The organism is Rhizobium sp. CNPSo 3670, assembly GCF_057784555.1.
The window spans coordinates 27445-51212 of record NZ_JBXSOL010000016.1 but is presented as its reverse complement, the minus strand read 5'-3'; the positions used below and the strand labels follow the sequence as shown (position 1 = coordinate 51212).

General features: G+C 62.9%; 24 protein-coding genes and 1 pseudogene. 15 read left to right on the top strand and 10 right to left on the bottom strand.

The window, feature by feature from the left end:
• Positions 1-43 precede the first annotated feature (43 nt).
• The 3 genes from AC13QO_RS18055 to AC13QO_RS18045 form a co-directional block, all read right to left on the bottom strand.
• Positions 44-595: a DUF924 family protein gene (locus AC13QO_RS18055; RefSeq protein WP_488541431.1), complete on the bottom strand. Its 552-nt coding sequence runs from the start codon at positions 593-595 to the stop codon at positions 44-46.
• A 271-nt stretch (positions 596-866) separates the two neighbouring features.
• On the bottom strand, positions 867-1931 hold the full coding sequence (locus tag AC13QO_RS18050; RefSeq protein ID WP_285195689.1) for a histidine kinase dimerization/phosphoacceptor domain -containing protein: 1065 nt from the start codon (positions 1929-1931) through the stop codon (positions 867-869).
• 130 nt (positions 1932-2061) lie between these two features.
• Positions 2062-3507, bottom strand: a complete 1446-nt coding sequence (locus AC13QO_RS18045; RefSeq protein ID WP_285195690.1) for an MFS transporter — start codon at positions 3505-3507, stop codon at positions 2062-2064.
• Between the two features lie 523 nt (positions 3508-4030).
• On the opposite strand from AC13QO_RS18045, the gene AC13QO_RS18040 reads away from it, so the two are divergent.
• From AC13QO_RS18040 to AC13QO_RS17970, 15 genes are all read left to right on the top strand, one after another.
• A complete protein-coding gene (locus AC13QO_RS18040; RefSeq protein WP_488541430.1) occupies positions 4031-5356 on the top strand; it encodes an ABC transporter substrate-binding protein in 1326 nt (441 codons plus the stop codon).
• A gap of 116 nt (positions 5357-5472) precedes the next feature.
• Positions 5473-6441 carry a carbohydrate ABC transporter permease gene (locus tag AC13QO_RS18035; protein WP_085778510.1) on the top strand — a complete coding sequence of 323 codons (969 nt, stop codon included), beginning with the start codon at positions 5473-5475 and terminating at the stop codon, positions 6439-6441.
• Positions 6438-7391, top strand: a complete 954-nt coding sequence (locus AC13QO_RS18030) for a carbohydrate ABC transporter permease (protein ID WP_488541429.1) — start codon at positions 6438-6440, stop codon at positions 7389-7391. The genes AC13QO_RS18035 and AC13QO_RS18030 overlap by 4 nt, the downstream gene beginning before the upstream one ends.
• Positions 7388-7606 (top strand): hypothetical protein, encoded by a 219-nt coding sequence (locus AC13QO_RS18025; protein ID WP_488541428.1) that lies wholly within the window; start codon positions 7388-7390, stop codon positions 7604-7606. The genes AC13QO_RS18030 and AC13QO_RS18025 overlap by 4 nt, the downstream gene beginning before the upstream one ends.
• Before the next feature lie 3 nt (positions 7607-7609).
• A complete protein-coding gene (locus AC13QO_RS18020) occupies positions 7610-8707 on the top strand; it encodes an ABC transporter ATP-binding protein (RefSeq protein ID WP_488541427.1) in 1098 nt (365 codons plus the stop codon).
• Positions 8700-9707: an ABC transporter ATP-binding protein gene (locus AC13QO_RS18015; RefSeq protein WP_430959129.1), complete on the top strand. Its 1008-nt coding sequence runs from the start codon at positions 8700-8702 to the stop codon at positions 9705-9707. Before AC13QO_RS18020 ends, AC13QO_RS18015 begins: the two co-directional genes overlap by 8 nt.
• A 52-nt stretch (positions 9708-9759) precedes the next feature.
• On the top strand, positions 9760-11400 hold the full coding sequence (locus AC13QO_RS18010; protein ID WP_488541426.1) for a dihydroxyacetone kinase subunit DhaK: 1641 nt from the start codon (positions 9760-9762) through the stop codon (positions 11398-11400).
• Positions 11401-11450: 50 nt separating this feature from the next.
• Positions 11451-12068 carry a dihydroxyacetone kinase subunit DhaL gene (gene dhaL / locus AC13QO_RS18005; protein WP_488541425.1) on the top strand — a complete coding sequence of 206 codons (618 nt, stop codon included), beginning with the start codon at positions 11451-11453 and terminating at the stop codon, positions 12066-12068.
• Positions 12069-12078: 10 nt separating this feature from the next.
• The gene (gene dhaM / locus AC13QO_RS18000; protein WP_085780099.1) at positions 12079-12477 is read left to right on the top strand and encodes a dihydroxyacetone kinase phosphoryl donor subunit DhaM; all 399 of its coding nucleotides are present in this window, start codon (positions 12079-12081) and stop codon (positions 12475-12477) included.
• Complete coding sequence (locus AC13QO_RS17995) at positions 12477-12821, top strand: HPr family phosphocarrier protein (protein WP_285195695.1); 345 nt, start codon at positions 12477-12479, stop codon at positions 12819-12821. The genes dhaM and AC13QO_RS17995 overlap by 1 nt, the downstream gene beginning before the upstream one ends.
• The gene (locus AC13QO_RS17990) at positions 12805-14370 is read left to right on the top strand and encodes a putative PEP-binding protein (protein ID WP_488541424.1); all 1566 of its coding nucleotides are present in this window, start codon (positions 12805-12807) and stop codon (positions 14368-14370) included. Before AC13QO_RS17995 ends, AC13QO_RS17990 begins: the two co-directional genes overlap by 17 nt.
• Before the next feature lies 1 nt (position 14371).
• Positions 14372-14785, top strand: coding sequence for a hypothetical protein (locus AC13QO_RS17985; protein WP_488541423.1), 414 nt, complete (start codon positions 14372-14374; stop codon positions 14783-14785).
• A 51-nt stretch (positions 14786-14836) separates the two neighbouring features.
• A complete protein-coding gene (dhaK, locus tag AC13QO_RS17980; RefSeq protein WP_488541422.1) occupies positions 14837-15829 on the top strand; it encodes a dihydroxyacetone kinase subunit DhaK in 993 nt (330 codons plus the stop codon).
• 123 nt (positions 15830-15952) lie between these two features.
• Positions 15953-16453, top strand: coding sequence for a MarR family winged helix-turn-helix transcriptional regulator (locus tag AC13QO_RS17975; RefSeq protein WP_488541421.1), 501 nt, complete (start codon positions 15953-15955; stop codon positions 16451-16453).
• Positions 16454-16522: 69 nt separating this feature from the next.
• Entirely contained in the window at positions 16523-16936 is a 414-nt protein-coding gene (locus tag AC13QO_RS17970) for an NUDIX hydrolase (protein WP_488541420.1), read from the top strand.
• Between the two features lie 21 nt (positions 16937-16957).
• On the opposite strand, the pseudogene AC13QO_RS17965 reads toward AC13QO_RS17970, so the two are convergent.
• From AC13QO_RS17965 to AC13QO_RS17935, 7 genes and pseudogenes are all read right to left on the bottom strand, one after another.
• Positions 16958-17339, bottom strand: a pseudogene (locus AC13QO_RS17965) (epoxide hydrolase); the annotation flags it as partial.
• 8 nt (positions 17340-17347) lie between these two features.
• Positions 17348-18418 carry a DUF3095 family protein gene (locus AC13QO_RS17960; RefSeq protein WP_488541419.1) on the bottom strand — a complete coding sequence of 357 codons (1071 nt, stop codon included), beginning with the start codon at positions 18416-18418 and terminating at the stop codon, positions 17348-17350.
• Positions 18419-18525: 107 nt separating this feature from the next.
• On the bottom strand, positions 18526-18921 hold the full coding sequence (locus AC13QO_RS17955; RefSeq protein WP_097600022.1) for an Ohr family peroxiredoxin: 396 nt from the start codon (positions 18919-18921) through the stop codon (positions 18526-18528).
• A gap of 188 nt (positions 18922-19109) precedes the next feature.
• A complete protein-coding gene (locus AC13QO_RS17950; RefSeq protein WP_085778522.1) occupies positions 19110-19730 on the bottom strand; it encodes a hypothetical protein in 621 nt (206 codons plus the stop codon).
• Between the two features lie 101 nt (positions 19731-19831).
• Positions 19832-20179: a CAP-Gly domain-containing protein gene (locus AC13QO_RS17945; RefSeq protein ID WP_010030441.1), complete on the bottom strand. Its 348-nt coding sequence runs from the start codon at positions 20177-20179 to the stop codon at positions 19832-19834.
• A 117-nt stretch (positions 20180-20296) separates the two neighbouring features.
• The gene (locus tag AC13QO_RS17940; RefSeq protein ID WP_085778523.1) at positions 20297-21625 is read right to left on the bottom strand and encodes an extensin-like domain-containing protein; all 1329 of its coding nucleotides are present in this window, start codon (positions 21623-21625) and stop codon (positions 20297-20299) included.
• Positions 21626-21776: 151 nt separating this feature from the next.
• Positions 21777-23597 (bottom strand): methyl-accepting chemotaxis protein, encoded by a 1821-nt coding sequence (locus AC13QO_RS17935; RefSeq protein ID WP_085778524.1) that lies wholly within the window; start codon positions 23595-23597, stop codon positions 21777-21779.
• Positions 23598-23768: the final 171 nt, after the last annotated feature.

Sequence of the window (23768 nt, the reverse complement as noted above, 5' to 3'; positions counted from 1 at the left end):
GCCCACCGAGCTTGTCCATGCCGCGCTCATTCGTCCAAACAGCTCAGAACCCTGCATCGGGCTTGGAGAGATAGTCGAGTTCTGCTGCCGTCGATTCCCGCCCGAGCATGGCATTGCGGTGAGGAAAGCGCCCGTAGGCGGCGATTACCTCGCGGTGACGGATCGCATAATCGAGATATTCCTCGTCACCGAGCGCGGTGAACAGGGCCACCGAACAGTCCTGCTCGTCGAGGTTCTCGGCGTGTTCGAAGGGCAGGTAGAAGAAGGTCCGGCTAGCATGTTCAACCGCCTGGTCGGCACCGGCCGCAAGCGCAAGCTTGGCTTCCCGAAGGGCAAGCCCGTCGGTAGCAACGGCAAGCCCCGTGCCGCGATAGATGTTGCGGGGAAACTGATCGAGCACGATGACGGCCGCCAGCCGGCTCACCGGATCGGCCCGCCATTCATCGCCGACGCCCGCGGCAAGCGCCAGATGCGTATCGCGGAAAACATCCCGGATCTCGACATCGAGTTCCCGCGGGGGGCGAAACCATAGGTCGCGGCCACATCGAACGAACCAGAAATCGTAGACTTCGCGAGGTGTGCGGATCGTTGTCATGCTTTCCTCCCGCCGCGTTAGGTTCGATGACGTTATGCCGGTAAGCTCTAGTAAAAATAGGGCAAGGTGTGCCTGCGGCACCCTCATCCGCCCTACAGGCACCTTCCCCGTTGGGGAGAAGAGGGAGTCGAGACGTTGCCGCCAATCTCTTCTCCCCAGAGGGGGGCCGAAGGACGGGTCGAGACCCGTGGCTCGACCCCGGTCGTCGGTGCCGGCAGCCAGATGAGAGGGCCGCAGGCACACACCCTTCATCGTGACCTTCCACCTCTATCTACTTCTCCTCATGCAACGAAAACACCAGCATCGCCCTCGTCCCATCATGCCCGGGATCGTAAGCGAAATCCGATTTCAAGCTCGCGGCCATCGCCGTCAAAATCCGTGTGCCGAGGCCCGTTCCCCTCGCCGAGTTCTCTGGCGCAAACCCCGCTCCGTCATCTTCGACGATCAGGCGCAATTCGCCGTCGATCTGATCGACAACAACGCGGATCTCGCCTGAGACGCCGTCGGGATAGGCATATTTGAAAGCATTGGTGACGAGTTCACTGACGATCAACCCGAGCGTGATCACCTTGTCGGTCGCCAGATTGACCGGTTTTGCGGTCAGCACGATACGGTGCGGCCGCTTGTCGTCGCGCATCGAAGCTTCAAGCTCGGTCAGCAGGCTGTCCAGATATTCATCGACCTGCACCGAGCCGACCTGCCGGTTGGTGTAGAGCCGGCGGTGGACGCTCGCGATCGCGTTGATGCGCATCTGCGTCTCGTGCAGCGCATCGATCGCCACCTGGTCCTGGGTCATCGAGGATTGCATGCGGATCAGCGCGCCGACGAGGCCGAGGCTGTTGGCGATGCGGTGGTTGACTTCGGCAAGCAGCATTTCGGCATGGTCGCGCTGCTGGCGGATCACCTCCTGCGCCTGCGCCGTCTCGCGGCGGAAGCGGGCCCGCTCCAGCGCCTGTTCGAGGGCGGCGGCGAGCAGGTCGAAATAATCGGCCGAAATCCCCTTCAGCATGTAGTCATCGGCACCCGCCTTCAGCGCCGCGACCGCAATGCTGGTGTCGTCCGACCCCGTTGCATAGATGACCGGCGGATGATCCGGCACGGATGTGATGCAGGGCAGAATGTCGAGTCCGGTCTCGCCGCTCAGGAGATGATCGAGCACGACCGCATCGATGCCGCCTTCGGCGATCCGCGCCAGGCCGGCAGCACCACTCTGCGCCCACTCGACCGAAAAGCCGCAGCGCGCAAGGTTTTTCTGCATCAGGAGCGCGAGCCCCTCGTCGTCGTCGATATAGAGGATGTGGATCAGGGCATCCGCATCGCCGCTAGAATTGCTCATTCCGTCTCCCGGCGTTCTCTCTAAGCAACGATCGCCCGCAAGCGTCCGAGTCGTCGGCATGAGCACTGTCGTATTGCATTGACCGCCTGAGGTAAACATCGCTCATCGCTCGCTCTTGTCGCAGGCGACGTTAGCGCTTCCGGAATTTCCGATGGCCGGAAACTTCGGCGCCCGCCTCCTTCGGCAATTGCAGAAAGCGCAGCGACGAGACGATGCCGATTGCGCCGACCACGACGAAGGCCCATCGGAAATCGGCCATGACGGGATTGTCAGCACCTCTGAGAGCAGAGGAAATATTGAGCACGGCGGCTGCCACCGCAACGCCGAGCAGCATCGACATCTGCTGCAGCATGCTCGACAGCGTCGAGGCCGAGCTTCGCTGCGCCGGGCCGATATCGGCAAAGGCGAGCGTGTTCAGCGCCGTGAATTCCATCGACCGCGAGAGGCCGGCGAGAAAGAGCAGCGCATGGATGAAAAACGGCGGCGTCTCCGGGGTCAGGAAACCGCAAGCAACGATCGAAAGCGCGGCAATCAGTCCATTGAGCCCGAGAACGGTGCGGAAGCCAAAGAAGCGCAAGAGCGGTGTCGTCACCGCCTTCATGCTGAAATTGCCGAGAAAATACACGAGCAGATAGGCGCCGGCGGCAATCGAGCTCAGTCCGAAGCCGAGCTGGAACAAGAGAGGCAGCAGGAAAGGCGTCGCATTGATGGCCGTTCGGCAAGCCGTGCCCGCCGAGAGCGTCGACATCGAAAAGGTCTGGACGCGGAAAGCCGAGAGATCGAGCAGCGGATTGTCGACGGCAAGGAAATGCCGCGTCGCCATAACCGATAATAGGACGCCGGCCGCCAGCATGGAGATGACCGGCCAAATCCCGCCTTCCCATTTGACCGAAAGCTCCAAGGCCGCGAGCAGCAGGGTCAATCCGGCCGCGCTCAGGACAAAGCCAAGAATATCCAGCCGGCCGGGATCGGCCTCCCGCTGTTCGGGCACGAAGCGCAGCACCAGCCCCATGCCGACGATGCCGGTCGGAATATTGATCAGGAAGTTCCAGTGCCAGCTGGCATAGGTGGTGATGAAGCCCCCGAGCACAGGGCCGACCACGGGCGCCGTCAGCGCCGGCCAAGTGATGAGCGCAATCGCCTGGACGAGTTCGGATTTGCGGGCATTCTTCAGCACGATGATGCGCCCGACCGGCGTCATCAGCGCGCTCCCTGCCCCCTGCAGCGCCCGCCACAGCACGAATTCTGTGAGGCTGCCGGAGAGCCCGCAGAACAGCGAGGCGCCGGTGAAGACGCCGATCGACACCAGGAAGACGCGGCGCGCGCCGAAACGATCGCCGAGCCAGCCCGACAGCGGAATGAAGGCCGCCATCGTCAGCATGTAGACGGTGATGCCGATGCTCATCGACACCGGCTGCACGCCGAAGCTTGCCGCCATCTGCGGCAGCGAGGTGGCGACGATCGTGCCGTCAAGGATCTGCATGAAGAAGGAAACGGCAACGACCAGAGCCACGATCTTCGCCTGGCGGTCGTTTGCCGCCTCTTGTCCCTGCTCGCTCGTCTCTGCCGTGGTCATGGATCCGCCAATGAAAATTCCGGATGACGCGGCAGGGAAGCGGGAGGAAGCCGATCGGAGATCTGCCGCGAGGGGAGCGCGGTTGAACCACGCCCTGGCTGAATACGCCTGTTGCATCAGGCCCGAAAGGCTAAATCTCGCACTGCACCGGAATTTCCCGAGACGGCCGGCATGGACAAAAGAAGAAGGCCTCACCGGAGGCGAGGCCAAGTTTGAACCGCTCCCGGGAAAACAGGAGCGGCGTTGAGGTCCATACCCTGCGGTCCATCCGCCAGCGAGGCCGGATTTCGTGGTATCGGTACGCCTGCACGGGAAATTTTCACGAGTTGCCAGGAGATCGGCCGAAACCCGGCCGGCAGCACCTGTGCGCCGCAGTAACTAATATCACTTGCAATGTTTATAAAATGCGCTATCACTAAACACATTGCTAAACATGATGATTGAGGAGTTCATGTGAGCATTCTCTGAAACGGGTGAACATGCGACGCCGGTGGGAAGCCGGTCTTGGTTCTGGGAGGAACTTATGCAGAAAACATCGAAAGCCCTTTTGGGGCTGGCCACGGCGTTCGTCATGTCGTCGGCATTGCCCGATCTCGCCAAAGCCGATGAACTTACGCTGTGCTGGGCCGCATGGGACCCTGCCAATGCACTCGTTGAGCTCTCGAAGGACTTCACCGCCAAGACAGGCACGCAGATGAAGTTCGAGTTCGTTCCCTGGACGAGCTACGCCGATCGCTTCCTCAACGAGCTGAATTCCCACGGCAAGCTCTGCGACCTCATTATCGGCGACAGCCAGTGGATCGGCGGCTCGGCCGAGAACGGCCACTACGTCAAGCTGAACGACTTCTTCGACAAGGAAGGCATCAAGATGGATGACTTCGTGCCGGCGACTGTTGTCGGCTACTCGGAATGGCCGAAGAACACGCCGAACTATTGGGCGCTGCCCGCCATGGGCGACGTCGTCGGCTGGACTTACCGGAAGGACTGGTTCGAAAAGCCGGAACTCCAGAAGGAATTCAAGGCGAAATACGGCCACGATCTCGCAGCCCCGAAGACCTACGATGAGCTGAAGCAGATCGCCGAGTTCTTCCAAAAGCGTGAGATCGACGGCAAGACCGTCTATGGCGCCTCGATCTATACCGAGCGCGGCTCCGAAGGCATCACCATGGGCGTCACCAACGTGCTCTACGACTGGGGCTTCCAGTACGACAACCCGAAGAAGCCATACGAGATGGAAGGCTTCGTCAACTCGGCTGACGCGGTCAAGGGCCTCGAATTCTACAAGTCGCTCTATGACTGCTGCACCCCGCCCGGCAGCTCCAACGTCTACATGGTCGAATCCGCCGACGCCTTCAAATCCGGCCAGGTCGCCATGCAGATGAACTTCGCCTTCACCTGGCCCGGCCTCTACAAGGACGAGAAGGTCGGCGGCGACAGGATCGGCTTCTTCCCCAATCCGGCGGAGAAGGCGCATTTCGCCCAGCTCGGCGGTCAAGGCATCTCGGTGGTCTCCTATTCCGACAAGCGCGACGCCGCCCTGAGTTACATCAAATGGTTCGCGCAGCCCGAAGTGCAAGCCAAGTGGTGGGAACTCGGCGGCTTCTCCTGCCTGAATTCGGTCGTCAACGCACCTGATTTCGCCAAGAGCCAGCCCTATGCCCAGGCTTTCCTGGACTCGATGGCGATCGTCAAGGACTTCTGGGCCGAGCCAAGCTACGCCTCGCTGCTGCAGGCCATGCAGAAGCGCGTCCATAACTACGTCGTCGCCGGCAACGGCACCGCCAAGGAAGCGCTCGACGGCCTGGTGAAGGACTGGAGCGACGTCTTCAAGGACGACGGCAAAATCTAGTGCCTCAGGGGATTGGCGGCATCCCTCTGCGCGCCATCCTCACCAGGATGGCGGCCCGGATCGGCAGACGAGCCGGGCCGCCGGATCTTTCATACCCTAAAAGACCGGGTGAAACCTTGACCATTTCCCATCCCTCGATTGTCGAGAAAGCCGCCGACGCGACAGCAAGGGCAACGCCCGCCTCGCTCGCCCGGCACGTCCGCGGCCTCTCCGACAGGGCGATCGCGTGGCTGTTCATCGCGCCTGCCATCACCCTGCTCCTGGCGATCAACATCTTCCCCCTCATCTGGGCGGTCTATCTCTCCTTCACCAATTATCGTGCCAACCGGCCGAATGCGCCGGTCCAGGGCGTCGGGTTGGGAAATTATGAGCGTGTTCTCAACGATCCCGACATATGGCAGGCGATGCAGACCACCGCCCATTTCGTCTTCTGGACGATCCTGCTGCAGACGGTGATCGGTTTTGCGCTTGCCTACCTGATCGACCGCAAGTTTCGCGGCCATGCCTTCTGGACGACCATCATCCTGATCCCGATGATGCTGTCGCCCGCCGTGGTCGGCAACTTCTGGCGCTTTCTCTACGAACCGCAGATCGGCCTCTTCGCCTATGCCGTCTCGCTGGTATCGGGCATTCCGACATCCGATGTCCAGATGCTCGGCAATGTCTCTCTGGCGCCCTGGGCGATCATCATCGTCGATACCTGGATGTGGACGCCCTATGTGATGCTGATCTGCCTCGCCGGGCTTCGCTCGATCCCCGACTATATCTACGAGGCGGCCGAGGTCGATCGTGCATCGCCCTGGCGTCAGTTCTGGTCGATCACCGTGCCGATGGCCCTGCCCTTCATCATGCTCGCGGTGCTTTTCCGCGGCATCGAGAATTTCAAGATGTTCGACATGGTGACGCTGCTGACCGGCGGCGGACCGGGCTCGGTCACCGAGGTTGCCTCGATTACGCTGAAACGCGCCGCCTTCGAAAGCTGGGCGACCGGCCGGGCCTCGGCCTTCGCCATCGTCCTCTTCGTCGCGGTGTTCGGCCTCGCCAACATCTACGTCAAGGCATTGAACAAGGTGAAGCAAAGATGAGCGCCGCCAATACAGCACATTCGGTCGTCGAGCCGAGCCTCACCAGCAAGCGCATCGCCGGCACGATCGTCGTCCTCTATGCGCTGGTCACCCTCATCCCGCTCGTCTGGATCTTCCTGACCAGCATCAAATCGCCGCCGGATTCGATCAGCTATCCCCCGAAGATCGTTTTCACGCCGTCGCTCGAAGGCTATTGCAATCTCTTCACCACGCGCACGCGGCAGACACCTGATTACATCGCCTCGCTGCCGGCGCCGGTCGGCACCTGCGATGAGGTGACGCGCAAGCGCAACATGGTGATCGCAGGCCCGTCGAACTTCCTGCCGCGCTTCGTCAACTCGCTTGTCATCGCCTTCGGCTCGACCTTCCTGGCGGTCTTCCTCGGCACGCTCGCCGCCTACGGCTTCTCCCGCTTCAGGGTGCCGCTCGCCGACGACCTGCTGTTCTTCATCCTGTCGACGCGCATGATGCCGCCCATCGCCGTCGCCATCCCGATCTACCTGATGTATCGCGAGCTCGGCCTGTCGGACACGGCGCTCGGCATGATCCTGCTCTATACCGCCGTCAACGTCTCGCTCGCCGTCTGGCTGCTCAAGGGCTTCATCGACGAGATCCCGCGCGAATACGAGGAGGCGGCGATGATCGACGGCTATACGAGGCTGCAAGCCTTCCGCAAGGTCGTGCTGCCGCAGGCGACCACCGGCATTGCCGCGACTGCGATCTTCTGCCTGATCTTCGCCTGGAACGAATATGCCTTCGCCGCCCTTCTCACCTCGGGCGAGGCCCAGACCGCGCCGCCTTTCATCCCGACGATCATCGGCGAAGGCGGGCAGGACTGGCCGGCGGTCGCCGCCGGCACGACGATCTTCCTGATCCCGATCCTCGTCTTCACTATTCTCCTGCGCAAGCAGCTGCTGCGCGGCATCACCTTCGGAGCCGTCCGCAAATGAGCCACCTGGTCGAGACACGCACCCGCACCCCTGCCCGCCCGAAACGGCCATTCTTGCTGCGCCGCGGTCCGATGGAGAATATCGCCACCGTGCTGATCGGGCTCGGCTTCCTGATGCTGTTCCAGCCCTTCCTGCTGGTGCTCTACACCTATTCGCTGGTGACCCTGCTGATCGGCACCGTCATGTTCATCATCGTCTCGAAATTCCCGGAGTAAACCATGGCGGACATCCGGATCGAAAATCTCCGCAAGGAATTCGGCAGCTTCGTCGCCGTTGAGAATTCGACCTTCAGCGTCCATGACGGCGAATTCCTGGCGCTGCTCGGGCCTTCCGGCTGCGGCAAGACGACGACGCTTCGCATGATCGCCGGCCTCGAGTTGCCCTCGAGCGGCAAGATTCATCTCGACGGCGAGGACGTCACCTTCAACCGCGCCAGCGCCCGCGACATCGCGTTCGTCTTCCAGCTCTTTGCGCTCTACCCGCATATGAATGTGCGCAAAAACATCGGCTTCCCGCTGCTGTCGCAGGGCATGCCCAAGGCCGAGATCCGTCAGCGCGTCGAAGAGACCGCCCGCCTGCTGCAGATCGATCATATTCTCGACCGCTCGGTCTCGGGCCTTGCCGGCGGCGACCGGCAGCGCGTGGCGCTCGGCCGCGCCATCGTCCGCCGCCCGAAATGCTTCCTGATGGATGAGCCGCTCGGCACGCTTGATGCCGAGTTCCGCGAGATCATGGTCCACGAGCTTCGCGAGCTGCACAACCGCATCCATGCCACCACCGTCTACGTTACCCACGACCAACACGAGGCGATGGCGATGGCCGACAAGATCGCCGTGATGAACCACGGCGTCATCGAGCAGTTCGGCACCCCGCAAGAGATCTATGCCAAGCCGGCGACCATGTATGTCGCCGACTTCATCGGCTCACCGCCGATGAACTTCATGCGCTTCACCTCCGGCCTGAAGAGCGGCGACACATCCATCCTGCTCGACGGCGTCAATGTCGCCGTTCCCGAGATTCATCAGGACATGGCAGAAAGCGAACTGGCGCTCGGTGTCAGGCCCGAGCATATCCGCTTCAGCGACGCCTCGCCCCTTCGCGGCGCCGTCTATGGCAGCGAATATCTCGGCACCAACCAGGTTGTTGCCGTGGAAACCCCGGGCGGTCTGATCAAGGCCCGCGTTCCCGCCAGTCGCAGTTTCCGGATCGGCGAGACCGTCGGCCTCGAATTCAATCCGGCGAACCTCGCGCTCTTCGACTGCGTCTCGGGCCGCGCGGTGCCATCCCAGCTCTATAAGGAGACCCGGCATGGCTGATGTCGTCCTCAGAAATCTCAGCAAGCGCTTCGGCGACACCCAGGCTCTTGATGGGCTCGATCTTTTTATACGCGACGGCGAGTTCGTCGTGCTGCTCGGTCCCACAGGCGCCGGCAAGACCACGACGCTCAGGCTGATCGCCGGGCTTGAAAGACCCGACAGCGGCCGCATCGAGATCGGCGGCCGCAACGTCGCGGCCGAAGCGCCGGCGGGGCGCGACGTCGCCTTCGTCTTCCAGCAATATTCGCTCTATCCGCACATGACGGTTTACGAGAACCTCGCCTTCCCGCTGAAGGCGCCGGTGCGCAAGCTGAGTGCGGAGGAGATCGACCGGCGCGTGCGCGAGGTCGCGCGCATGGTCCGCATCGACCACAAGCTCGAAAACCGCTCGACCAGGCTCTCCGGCGGCGAGATGCAGCGCGTCGCGATTGGCCGGGCGCTGGTGCGCCGGCCGGCGATCTATCTGATGGACGAACCGCTGTCCTCGCTCGACGCCAAGCTGCGCGCCGAACTGCGCCTGGAGCTGAAGCGCATCCAGAAGGAGCTCGGTTCGACGCTGCTCTATGTCACCCACGACCAGGTGGAAGCCATGACCATGGCCGATCGCATCGGCATCGTCGCCGAGGGCCGGCTGATGCAGGTGGGAACGCCGCGCGAAATCTACGGCAATCCCGCCAACCTGCATGTCGCCGCCCGCCTCGGCCAGCCGCACATCAATCTTCTGCCGGCGGATCTGCTGCCGGGCGGCCGTCCGCCCTCCGGCACCAAAACCGTCGGCGCCCGCACCGAACATCTCGATATCGTCGTCGGCAAGGATGCCAATGCCGAGGTCGACTGGATCGAGCATCTCGGCGACCAGAACCATCTGCATATCCGGGCGGGCAATCACAAACTCGTCACACTCGCGGATCCATATCTGGCGATCGCGCCGGGCGACCGCATCAGCCTGACGCTGCGCGATCCGCTTTATTTCGATGCGGCTGGACAGCGCCTGTCGTGACCGGCAAACAAAATGATGATGGCATGAAAAACAAACGGACGGGTCTCAACCGATGAAACACTTCTTCAACCGCAGGGAAACGATCGTCACCGAAGCTCTGGACGGCCTGCTACTGACGACGAGCAGCGGCCGTCTCGCCCGTCTCGACAGCTTTCCCGACATCAAGGTGATCCTGCGTGCGGACTGGGACAAGTCAGAGGTCGCAATCATCTCGGGCGGCGGCGCCGGCCATGAACCCTCCCATGCCGGCTTCGTCGGTAAGGGCATGCTGACGGCGGCCGTCTCCGGGGAGATCTTCGCCTCGCCGAGCGTCGATGCGGTGCTGACGGCGATCCGCGCCGTGACCGGCCCGAAAGGCGCCCTGCTGATCGTCAAGAACTATACCGGCGACCGCCTGAATTTCGGCCTTGCCGCCGAAAAGGCGCGCGCCGAGGGCTTCGACGTCGAAATGGTTATCGTCGCCGACGACATCGCCATCCCCGGCATCAACCAGCCGCGCGGCGTCGCCGGCACGCTGTTCGTCCACAAGATCGCGGGCTATCACGCCGAAAGAGGCGAGGAGCTGAAGACGGTCGCGGCCCACGCCTCGGCTGCTGCCGGCGATATCGTCTCGCTCGGCATGTCGCTCTCGACCTGCAGCGTGCCCGGCCAGGCGCATGAGGATCGCCTCGGCGCTGAAGAAGGCGAACTCGGCCTCGGCATCCATGGCGAACCCGGCGCCGAGCGCATCGCGCTGCAGCCGGTCGCCGATATTGTCGCCACCATGGCGGCGCGCCTGACCCCGGCTTTGCGCGAAGGGGCAGACCACGCCCTCCTCCTCAACAATCTCGGCGCCGTGCCGCCGCTCGAAATGACCGTCATCGTCAAGACAGTGCTGTCCTCGCCGCTTGGCCGCCACATCAGGCTGATCGTCGGCCCGGCGCCGATGATGACCGCGCTCAACATGAACGGCTTCTCGCTGTCGCTGATCCGGCTGGATGCCGTGCGCGAAGCGGCGCTGACGGCAGTGGTCGAGCCGCATGCCTGGATGCCGGCCGTCAAACGCCACGAGATCAGGGTTATCGCCGCGCCGAGAACGGCGAGCCACTTGAACGGCGCAGCCACACCAGGGGAGAACAGCCGCTACCGACGCCTGATCACGGCACTCTGCGAGCACCTGATCGAACAGGAAAACGAGCTCAACCGGCTGGACGGCCGCGTCGGCGACGGCGATACCGGCTCGACGGTGGCGACAGGCGCGCGCAGCGTGCTTGCCCGCCTCGACACGCTGCCGCTCGATAAGCCGGCGGCAACGCTTGCCTCGCTCGGCGACATCCTCGGCACCAGCATGGGCGGATCGAGCGGCGTGCTGCTGTCCATCTTCTTCACCGCCGCGGCAAAGGCGATGGCCGATAGAGCCGATATATCAGCAGCGCTTCTTGCCGGGCTCGACAGGATGACGTTCTATGGAGGAGCAGGAGTCGGCGACCGGACGATGGTCGATGCACTCTCGCCTGCCCTGCAGGCGCTCGCGTCAGGCGATATCGCTGCCGCTGCAAGGGCAGCGGCATCAGGCGCGGAGTCGACGAAGACGATGACGAAGGCGAGAGCCGGACGCGCCTCCTATGTCGGCGAAAGGGATCTCGCGGGTGTCGCCGATCCCGGCGCGGTCGCGGTCGCCGGCGCGTTCGGCGTGGCGGCAAGCCTCGCCTGACCGGGTAAAGTTTGAAAGCCCGCGGGAGACGGGCGTCAGGGAGGAAGGCAGTGCAGGCGGAACCGGTGCTTGTGGCAGAACTGATCGAAGTGTGCCGCGCGACGATCGCGGAAAACGCCGATCACCTCTGCGCACTCGATCGCGCCATCGGCGATGGCGATCACGGAACCAATATGCGGCGTGGCTGCGAGGCGGTGAGCGCCGAGGGCGAAAGCCTGTCCAGCCTGCCCTTCCCCGACGCCGTCGAAAAGATCGGCCTGACGCTGGTGATGAATGTCGGCGGTGCGGCCGGCCCGCTCTACGGAACGCTGCTGATCGAGATCGGCCGCGAGCTTCGTAAAAGCGAGGAGAAGGCCGATTTTCCCCTGGTGCTGAAACAGGCGATTGACGCGGTGGCAAAACGCGGGCGGTCGCACGCCGGCGACAAGACGCTGCTCGACGTGCTCTATCCCGTCCATGCGGCGCTGGCCAAGCGGTCTCCACTCGGTGACGTCGCCCGCAAAGCCGAGCGCTCCGCCGACAGGACAGCCGCGATGAAAGCGATGCGCGGACGCGCCGCCTATCTCGGCGACCGCTCGATCGGCCATGTCGATCCCGGCGCGTCGAGCTGCGCGCTGCTGACAACGGCGATCTGCCGCTATCTCGGGGAGCGCCGCCCCGATGAATGAAAGGACCGAGATGAATGGAAAGACAGCAAATGTGGGCATCGTGATCGTCTCCCACTCGCCACTGGTGGCAAGGGGCATCGCCGACATGGTGCGGCAGATGGTCGGCGATTGCGTGCCGCTTGCCTGGTCGGGCGGCAACGTCCATGGCGATCTCGGCACCGATGCCGGCGGCATCCTGAAGGCGATCGAGGCCGCCTGGTCAGATGCCGGCGTCGCCGTCTTCGTGGATCTCGGCGGCGCCGAGACCAACAGTGAGATGGCGATCGAAATGCTCGGCCTTCCCCGTTCGGCGCTCGTCTCCATCTGCAACGCCCCGCTCGTCGAAGGCGCGGTCATCGCCGCCGCCGAAGCCTCAGGGGGCGCGTCGCTTGCCAAGGTCGTCGCCACGGCAGAGGAACTGTCGCCCTGATGCCGAACCGATTGCGTGGTGAAAAACAGGAGCCCGATCAATTGCACCTGAACTGCCAGACAGAGGTGGAAGTCAAGCACGGCGTCGGGCTGCATGCCCGCCCCTCCGTCACCTTCACGCGCCTTGCCAAATCTTTCCCCTGCTCGATCGAGGTCGCCGTCAACGGCAGTGACGTCTGGCTGAACGGCAAGAGCATCATCAAGATTATGGGCGCGAGAATCCGCAAAGGTTCGATCCTTAGAATACGCGCGGACGGCATTCTCGCCGAAGAGGCGATCCGTGCCCTAAAGGACCTCATCGAGCGCAACTTCGATGAGGATAAGAAACATGGCAGAACCGCTTAGGCTGAAAGCAAAGAGAGCATCCCCGGGAATCGCATCCGGCCCTGCCTTTCTCGCGGAAGAGCCGGGGGCTGCTTCCGCGCCCGAGACCGCCGGCGGCTACGGCGCGCTTGAGAAGGCGATCGATATCTCGATCGGCGAACTTGAGCGCCTCGCCGAGGGCGCCGATGCCGAAAGCCGCGATATCATCGATTTCCAGATCGAGGTGCTCCGCGATCCGACGATCGCGGAAGCAACGGGCGCCCGCATGCAAGCCGACGAGAATGTCGTCTTCGCCTGGGTCGCCACGCTCGACGCCTATATCGGCGAACTCGAAGCGGCCGACGAGGAACAGATGCGGGCGCGCGCCATCGACATTCTCGACATCAAGAACCGTGTGCTCGGGGCGCTTGCCGGCACCCCGGTCGCCGATTTCCCGCCCGGCTCGGTCTTCGTCGGCAAGGATATGGAGCCGAGCCGCTTCCTCGCTCATGACTGGTCGAAGGGCGGTGGTATCGCGTTGTTTGCAGGCAGCGCCGCAGGCCACGTCGCCTTGCTCGCCCGGGCAAGATCGGTGCCGATGGTGGTCGGCACAGGCCGTTTTTCAGTCGCGGACCGCGATCCTGTCGGCGTCGATGGCGACGCCGGCGTCGTCATTCTCAAGGCGGGCGGCATGCTGATCCCGCCGCTCGCGCCAGCCGGCGGCACCAAGACCGAAAGCCGCGAACTGCGCACGGCGGACGGCGTACCGATCCTTGTCTCCATTAATATCAACGACCCCGCCGAGATCGATGCGCTCGATCCGGCAACGGCGGGCGTTGGCCTGATGCGCTCGGAATTTTCAGTCACCTCGATCGCCGATGCCGCCAATGAGGAACGCCAGCTGGCGATCTATCGCCGCGTGCTGGAGCAGGCGGGCGAAAAGCCGGTGATCATAAGAATGCTGGATATAGGCGGAGACAAGCCGCTTGCCGGCCTCGAAGACCTGCCGGCTCTCGAGCCGGGCCTGCGCGGCATCCGGCTGCTGCTTGCCCGGCCGGAAATCGCCCGCGTCCAGGCCCGCGCCCTGCTGCGCGCCGCCGTCTTCGGCAAGCTTTCGGTGATGTTGCCGATGGTGACCTTTCCCGACGAGATCGACAGGATGCGCGAACTGTTCCGCGAGGAGGCCGAAAAGCTCGGCCGCCGCGCCCTGCCGCACCGGATGCCGCCGATCGGCATGATGGTGGAGGTGCCATCGGCCGCATTTATGCTCGACACTTTCAGATCGGCCGCCTTCTTCTCCTTCGGCACAAACGACCTCACGCAATACCTCGTCGCCTCCGCCCGCGACGGCAACGAAACCGATGACGGCAAGGCAGCACCCGCCCTACTCCGGCTGATCGAGCTGGCGGTAAAACTTGCCGGCGGCAAGCCCGTCAGCATCTGCGGCGACATGGCCGGCGATCCCCGCTATCTCCCGGGGCTGCTTGCCGCCGGCCTCCGGAATTTTTCCGTGGCGCCGGCCCGCCGTCCCGCGATAAGATCGGCGATAACAGGCCTCAACGCCGATGGCACAAGGGCAGCCGGAGAGTAGGATGGCGCGCGAAGACACCGAAGACGCCATAATCGCCTACAAGTCCATTCTGGCGCAGATCATCGACAATAGGCCGTCCGGCACGCGCCAGCGTCTGGCCACGGCGCTCGGCAAGCACCGCAGCTTCGTCACGCAGATCACCAGCCCGACTTATGCGACACCGCTGCCGGCACGCCATCTCGCGACAATCGTGCGCGTCTGCCACTTCAGCGCCGCCGAAGAAGAACGCTTTCTCGAAGCCTATCAGGCCGCCCATCCCGGCAAGCTCCCGGATCTCGGCCATTCCGAGAAATTGCGGCACTTGTCGCTGATGGTGCCCGACTTCGGCGACGACAGGAAAAACCGCCTCCTGGAAGAGGCGATCTCCGATCTGGTGCAGAAGATCGTCGCGATAGCAGGGGCGAGCGAGCAGTGAAGAGTGAGCGAACTGACGTAGCGTAATGTTTTTGGCCTTGGGAGGGGCTTGATGAAGAAGTTCATGAACACCGCGGAAACCATGGTCGCCGAAAGCGTCGAAGGCTTTGTGCGCGCCCATGAGGCCTTGGTGGTGTTCGGGACCGAGCGCAAATGCGTCCGCCGCCGCCAACTGACGTCAGGCAAGGTGGCGCTGATATCAGGCGGGGGCGCCGGCCACGAGCCGATGCATATCGGCTTCGTTGGCCAGGGCATGCTGGATGCCGCCTGTGTCGGCCATATCTTCACCTCTCCGACGCCCGCCCAGATCATTGCCGCCATCGAAGAGGCCGATACCGGCGCCGGCTGCCTGCTCGTGGTCAAGAACTATGATGGCGACCTGATGAATTTCGAAATGGCCATCGAGATGGCCGGTGACCGCCACAGCCTCGACATGATCGTCGTCAGCGACGATATCGAGACATCGAGATCAGGCGAAGGCCGCGGCCGGCGCGGCGTCGCGGGTACGCTGATCGTCGAAAAGATCCTGGGTGCCGCCGCCGAACGCGGCATGCCGCTCGCCGAATTGAAGCAGCTTGGCGAGAGGTTGAACACCCGCATCCGCTCGATGGGGGTCGCGCTGAACGGCGTGACGGTGCCGCAGACCGAGCGCACGACGTTTTCGCTCGGACCCGACGAGATGGAAATGGGCGTCGGAATCCACGGTGAGCCCGGCCATGCCAGGCAGCCGTTCACCGCCGCGGACGCCATCATCGGGCATCTTTGCGAGACCATCATCGCCGACATCACGGTCACGCCGGGTGCCCGGGCGCTGCTCTTCATCAACGGCCTCGGCGGCACGCCGCCTGCCGAACTCTACCTCGCCTATGCCTCCGCCCGCCGTGTCATCGAGGAGATAGCCGTCCCGATCGAGCGCTCGCTTGTCGGAACCTACGTCACCTCGCTCGACATGCAGGGACTGTCCGTCACCCTCGCCTTACTGAGCGACGAGGAGGTCGCGCTCTGGGACGCACCGGTGGCGACGGCGGCTTTGCGCTGGCCGTGAAGGCGGAAGTTGCAATTAACAATCACCAGCGCTTCGTTCATGTGGAATGAGGAATCAAGGCTTGCGATTTAATCGGACGCGATGTATATGTATCGGCACTCAACAAGCTGGACGGATAGATCCATGCCCGCATCCAAAAACACAAAAGCACCCGCCATGCCCGCCTCCCCACAGCCCGGCGAAAGCGGCAAGAAGCTTTCGAACTTCCTGTGTTTCGCCGTCTATTCCGCCAATCTCGCCTTCGGCCGCGCCTATAAGCCGATCCTGGACGAGCTTGGCCTGACCTACACGCAATATATCGCCCTGGTCGCCCTTTCCGAGGAGGATGGCCAGACGGTCAGCATGCTGGGGGAAAAACTGTTCCTCGAATCCAACACGCTGACGCCGATCCTCAAGAAGCTGGAATCGGCAGGCTATCTCACGCGCCATCGCGATCCCGCCGATGAACGGCAGGTCCGCGTAAGCCTGACGCCAGCTGGGCGCGATCTCCTCGTCGAGGTCGACCCCGGCGGCACGCTGATTGCCGCCAGTGGCCTCGGCGATGATTTCCCCGTCGTACGCCAATCGGTGACGAGGTTGCGCGACAACCTGTTGCGAGCGCAGGCCGAACCGGAAAAGCCATGATGGCAACAGCAGTCACAAGCTGGTGACATGCTTGCAGCGACGCATTTTCTTCCGCAGCGAGGAGACCACATGCCCGAGATCGCGATGGGCGCCTTGAGCCGCAATGGGATGCTGCTTCTCGCAAGGCGTAATTCAGAGCGCAGGATCTATCCGGGTCGCTGGAGCCTCCCCGGCGGCCATATCGAGGATGGCGAAGACGCCGAGACGGCGATGCGCCGGGAATTGATGGAGGAAATAGGCATCACGCCGGAGCGGTGGCGGCTTGCGGCAAAGTTCGTATCGCAAGCTCCGCCTGAGTCATCGGCCACCTTTCACGTCTATCACGTCGATCAATGGCAGGGATTGCCGCAACTCGTCGGCGATGAACATACCGAATTCAGATGGTTCACTGCCGCCGAGATCGAACAGGAAACCGATCTGGCGCCGTCCCAGCTCGGTGACATCCTCTCAAGCCTCGCGATACGAGGAAGCGGCAAGGACTGAAAGCGCGGCGCGCTTCGTGATCTACTGCCGCAGCGGCCGGAATGCCGTCCTGAGTTCGGCAGCGAAAGCCATCGGCTGCTCCCATGCGGCGAAGTGACCGCCTTTCTCCAGCCTGTTGTAGTGAATGAGCTTCGGATAGGCCTTCTCCGCCCAGCTCTTCGGCGCCTGGTAGATCTCGTCGGGAAAAGCACTGACGGCGACCGGGATCTTGATGCCGGGTCGAAGAACCCTCCTGTCGGATGATGCGCATTTTCCCAATAGAGGTGCGCCGACGAGATTGCCGTGTTCGTCAGCCAGTAGAGCGTGACATTGTCGACAATATCGTCCTTCGTGAGCCCCTCGTTCTCTCCGTCGAATACCCGCGCGATCATCCGTAGCTGCGGACGTCGTGGTCGAGCATCCACGGTCGGGCTATGCCTCTGCTGCCCTGATTGCTCTTTGAGGCTGGCGCGACGACATTGCTGCAAGCGCGCCCTGCTCCATCATCTCGGCCGCTTTCGCGTAGCCGCCGCCCATTCCGTCCAGAAAATGCAGATGCGAATCTGGCCGGCCCGATGGCACCAGGCAGGTCATCAGCGCATGCGACTGGCAGTGCAGGCCGAAATCGATCTCGCCACGCGCTCTTGCCGCAACGAGAATGGCTTCGACCCTGTCGATCTCCTCCGGCGTGCAGTCCAGCGTCAGGCGCAGACCGTCGTCGAATTTGCGGAAATCCGAATTGGAGGCGACTTCGGACCAGGCTGTCGCACTGACCTGCTTTGCGCCATCCCTCGGCACCGCGCTCTCTGCCGAAATCGGATAAGACCGGTGCGATGCAGTATCGAAAACAGCAAGCACGCGCTTCGCCAGCGCCGCAAAAATCTCCGGGCTGGTGTGGTCGCGAGGCTCGACCAACAGCGACAGAATCTCGCCCTGCCGGCTCGGGAACGGCGCCCAATCACAGCTGAGGCCTGTGAGGTCCGGCCTCGTTGCGTAGCGCCCCGGCTTGACCAGATAGCGGCCATTCTTGATCTGCTGCTCCGCCCATTTGAGGCCGCCGCCCGCAAACATTGCATAAGTCGCAGTCTCGGAGGCGGCATAGCGCGCGATCTTCACGTCGCGACCGGCGGCGCGGATCTCGCGCACGGTCAGCAGCCCGACACGAAGGTCAAGGTGAAGATCGGTCGCAGCGAAGCCCGCCACCTGCCGCAATGCCGATGGCGCAGCCATGCTCCCGTGCGGCGGCAGCGCGAAAGCCGCCCCGTCCCCGCGAAACACGAAGGGGAAATCGAACAAGCCCCAGGCATTGCCGAGTGCCACGATGATCGAGGCGCCGGCATAATTGACGTCTTCATAGCGCCCTGCCCCGATCGCCGCCGTCGAGCTGATGACGTCGGTGATGCCGATCAGCCAATCATCGGGCAGCGGCTCGTAGACGTCGGGGTCGACCACGAGCGAAAACTCGTCATAGGCCCGGTGTGGCTCTGCATGGCTGTCGATCATGGCATATTCTCCGGATCGGTCGATAGAGGCTGGTTCAGGAACGGGTCTGCCGCAAATCGGCAGACCCCCGCTTCGAAGATGACGGCGAAATGCGCCGGCCCTTCCGGTCAGACAAGCCGGGTTTCGACGTCGATATTGCCGTGCGTCGCCTTGGAATAAGGGCAGATGCCATGGGCTGCCTCGATCAGTTCCTCGGCGACGTCGCGTTCGATACCGGACAGGCTGACATTGAGGCGCGCACGCAGGAAGAAGGAGCCGTTGTCGGTATTGAGAGTGATCTCGGCGTCGACCTCGGGACCGGCGGGCAGCGCGATCTTGCGCTGCGAGGCGGCAAGCTCGATGGCACCGATATAGCATGCCGACCAGGCGGCACCAAACAGGTTCTCGGCCGCCGGATGCGGCTGCGGCAGCTTGATGTCGAGCGTGCCGTCGCTGCTGCGTGCATAGCCCTCGCGGCCGCCGGCGATGTGGGTCTTGCCAGTGAAAAGAAGCTTCTCGGTCATGATGGTGTCCTTTCGATGAATTTATATCGCATCCGCTTTATTCGGATGCGCCTTAATATGCCTATTGGAAATCGATGTCAATATCATTCCGATTTAATCGGATACGATTTATTTTGACCGCAGGTGAAAGGCTGCCTCGCGAGCGCGTAGTTGCTGAGCCGGAAAACGGCCTGATTGGCGTTACCGTCTCAAGACCGCGGCCGGCCGTCGTCGAAGAGGGTGGCGAGCCACTGATAATATCGCGGCTGCTTCTGACGCAACTGGCTGCGCGAATAGGGCGGCCGTTCGATATCGCCGAACAGGTACACGCTCGCCGTGACCGCGAAGAATTCCCGATCGTTGCTCATCATGTAGGAATCGCCGGGCCAAAGCCCGCGGCCGTTGTTGAAGAATTGCCCGACATCGCCATTGCCGAATCCGCCGGGCAGCATCCGGTCGTTATAGGCGTGCAGAAGCTCGTGCAGGATGATCGGTTTGTCGGGATCGAGGCTCCTGACACGCAGGTCGATGCCGGTCTTGCTGCTGTAATGGCCGGGACCGAAGCCGGCGACGGCGGCGTTGGCCCAGATCGGAATCGTCCGCATGAAGGCGAGGACATCGGGCTTCAGACTGACATGCTCGACGATGTCGAGCTGCCTTTTGACGGCCGCGACCATCTCCTTGTCGGGCTCCGCACCTCTGGCATTGGTGAGATCGACCCGCCATCCATGATAGCTGAAAACGAGCGGATCGGCGGCCGCCACTCCTGCTGTCGCAACACTCATGGCGATGGCGGTACAAAGCTCCAGGATCGTCGAAATCGTCCGCACCGGCCCCTCCTCGGCGTGTCACGCTGCCGACTGTCGCACAGGCGACCAGAGGGTACAATCATGTCGCCGCAGCATTGATGCCGTTGACGTAAGGCCGGCGCTCAGACCTTCTCTTTCTTCCGAACCTTTTCCTTCGGCTCCGCCGGCGCATCCGGTGTCGGGGCGAGCAGCTTGCGCAGCGATGCGATCTTGTCCTTCACCAGCGGCCGGAACCGCGTCGCGCGATAGGGCATGTCGGCAGCGCCATAACCTTCCGGGCCGTCATCATTGCCGCGGTGGATTTCCGCGAGCTTGACGCCGATGAAGGTGCCGTCGACATAATGGGTATATTCGCCCACCCAGCGGATCGTATAGATCTCACCCTTGCGAATAAGCTGGTCGATGCTGACATGCTTGAAGGTATCGTTGATGCAGACGACCTTCTGGCCGACATGGAATTCATAGCTCATGGATCAGACTTTCCAATAGCAATCCGCCTCGCCGGTCCATAGCGCGTCCGGCGGCTGGGATGAACTCTTTTCTTGGAACCAGGGCCCAATTGCCGCGGCGGGCAACCGCGCCTTCGCCTAATCGCAATAGACCTTGCCGCTCTTGCGGGAGCGCAGATCAAAGTGGAAGTGGTTCCAGTGTTCCGGGTTGCTGCCCGGCCCGAGCACGGTATTGAAATAGCGGCAGCTGTCGGTGCGCACCGCCTTCAGAAGCCGGCCCTCGCGATAGGAGAACAGGCCCTTCTTGCGCACGTCGATCGCGTGGCCGTTCTTCAGCACGAACTTGCCGACGTCGATCGCGTTGCCGCGGGCATGTTCCGACATCGGATTATATCTCTGCCGGCTGTTGTTCATGCGCCGGCAGGAATAACCGCCGAGCGGCTGGATCGTCTTGATGCCGCTCCAGTAGCGAAAGCGGGCCGACGGCGCCAGCTCGTTCTTCACCCATTTGGCGAAGGCGAGCGTCACCTGGCAGTTCAGCGTCACGGCCGGCTTGACGCCGATATTGCCGGAAAGCCCCTTCAGCGATACCGGATAGGGCACCTGGCAGGCCGGCCCTTGCGAGATCGGCGGCTTCTCGTCGAAGAGCACGCCCAGGCGCTTCAACTCGCGCCGGCAGGCAAGCTCGGAGGCCGGCATGACGCTCGGGTCGACAGGCGCAACGGGCTCGCTCATCATCGGGTTGTTCGGCCGCAGCATCGCGACTTCTTCGCTCTCGTCCTCTTCGGGAACGCGGGTTGGCTCCAAGACCGGGCTGCCGTCGTTCCAGGCCGGCGCTCGACTCATCTCAGCCTGCGCTGCCGGATGCGGCATTGACCGGGGTGCGGACTGGCGCATTGGCTGATTGATCTGAGCCGGGTTGTCGGTGCCGATGCCGTCGACGACGGGTTCGCTGGCATTGCCCTCGGCAATCTGCTGCTGCTGTTCCTGCGCCAGCCCGACGACCGGTTCGGCCCCAAGCTCTTCATCCATGTTGACGCCGCCGGACGGGACAGCAAGGTTCTGCGTGCCGCCCCAGTTGCCGTTCGGCTGGCCTGCCGCCAGCGCCTCATCGCTATCGATCATCGGCAGCTTGCGGCCCTGGGATTCCGGCGCGGCCAGCGTCTGCGGCGCCTGTGCCGCGTGCCCGGTGCCGGCAAGGTTCGGCGTATCGAGATAATCGACCGAGCCCTGGCTGCTGCCGACAGGCCGGCCGAAGACAGGATAAGAGGCCTGAGTTTCCGCCGGCGCAAGGCGCTCCGCCCGCGCCATACGCGCTGCACCGCGAGACGGTGAAATCGAACTGACCCGGGTGCCATTGTCGACATTGGCCGGGGGCACTAGCCCGTCGCTGATCGAACAGGTGGTCAGCGCCGCCGAGAGCAGCACGGGCAGGAAGGCTCGCCGCGGAAAGGAAACAAACGCCATACTCTTATCGCTTCCATGGGCCGGCCGCAGAGTGACCGAAAAAACTCGGTCCAATTTTAGTTAAAAACGGTGAATGAAAACTTACCGGCACAATCTGAAGGCGGTGGAAATGAAAAAGGCCGGTCGCCCGGCCTTTTATCTTTGCTGTTTTTCACGCTGCCCGTGTGTACCGGCTCTCGGCCGGCCGCCCCGCCTCGCGCAGGCGGAAGTTCGAAAGCAGGGTCTTCAGCTGGGTACTCTCGTCAGCGAGCGTGCGGCTTGCCGCCGTCGTCTCCTCGACCATCGCCGCATTCTGCTGCGTCATCTGGTCCATGTGGTTGACGGAGCTGTTGATCTCGTTCAGTCCGGTCGACTGCTCGCGCGCCGCCGTCGCGATCGAAGCGACATGGTCGTTCACCTGGTTTACCAGCGCCTCGATCTCCAGCAGAGCCTCACCCGTCGAGCGCACCAGCGCAACCCCGCCCTCGACTTCCGCAGCCGACCGGCTGATCAACTCCTTGATCTCCTTGGCGGCGTTGGCCGAGCGTTGCGCGAGTTCGCGCACTTCCTGGGCAACGACGGCAAAGCCGCGGCCAGCCTCGCCGGCCCGCGCAGCCTCGACGCCGGCGTTCAGCGCCAGCAGATTCGTCTGGAAGGCAATCTCGTCGATAACAGAGATAATCTGGTTGATGCGGCTCGACGATTCCTCGATCCGGCCCATCGCCGTCACGGCGTTGCGGACGATGTCGCCGGAGCGGCCGGCGCTCGCTTTGGTTTCGGCCACCATCTCGCGCGCCTCGTTCGCCCGCTCGGATGCGGTCTTGACCGTGGCTGTGATCTCATCGAGTGCCGCCGCCGTCTCTTCGAGTGCCGCTGCCTGCTGTTCCGTACGCTTCGACAGGTTGCCGGTCGCCTCGCTGATGTCGGATGCGCTGTCGTTGACCACCCGGCTCGATTCAGCAATCGCGTGGATGACGCCGTTCAGCGCATCGACGGCGGCGTTGAAATCATTCCTGAGCTTGGCGTAGTCCTCACCGATATCGCCGATTGCAACGGTGAGGTCGCCGCTTGCAAGCCTCTCCAGGCCGACGCCGAGCGCCTGCATGGCGCGGTTTTGCCGCTCGGAAGCCGAGCGCAGGCTCGCTTCATTGCCGCGGCGTTCGTCCTCGATCTGCCGCTGCCTTTCGTCTTCACGGCCGCGCAGCGCGCTGCGTTCGTCGACGGAGTCGCGCAGCACCAGCAGCGCCTTGGCCATCTGGCCGACTTCGTCGCGGCACGCACTGCCGGCAATCTCCACCGATGCTTCCTCGGCGGCGATCGCATTCATCGCCGTCTTCAGCCGGGCGATCGGCGCCGTAACACTGCGCACGATGGCGTAGGCGATCGCGATCGTAAGTGCTGCGCCGAGCAGGCAGAGCGCTGCCGCCCAGAACGCATTCTGGCGATAGAGCGCCGCCAGGTCATCGGCGTAGACGCCAGTTCCGACGATCCAGCCCCAGGGCTCGAAGCCGGCGACATAGGAATATTTCAACACCGGCTCATCGGCGCCGGGCTTCGGCCAGTAATAATCGACGAAACCCTTGCCGTCCTTCTTCACCTTGTTGACGAACTCGACGAACAGGAACTTACCGGTCGGGTCCTTCATCTGGGAGATATCGGTGCCGTTCAGTTGCGGCTTGATCGGGTGCATCACCATGGCGGGGCGCATGTCGTTGATCCAGAAATAGCCGTCGGCGCCGTAGCGCATCGCGCCGATCACGTCCTTGGCCGCCGCCTGCGCCTGCTCGCGGGTCATGGTGCCCGCCTGTTCCATCTTGTAATATTTGTCGAAAATGCCGAGCGCCGTCGCCTCCATCTTCTCCAGCCCCGCCTTCCGCTCCGCTTGCAACTCGGAATAGGAATAGTTCAGAAAGAAGACCATCGTCGCCGCCAGCACGGCAAGCGTGAAGCCGACGAGGCAGTAAAGACGGGTGGAGATCTTGACGTTGCGCATGAGTGTTCCCGGCGATTCTTACATTTGTAGTTCGTCACATACTGGAACAGCTGAATTACCGGACGGTAAAGTTGGATTAGTGGATTCTCACATAACGTAAGGTGAGGCGACGGGTTGCAAAATTCAACCACCTGAATTTGAAGGGAATTTAAATCGCTGCGAGCTGCGAAT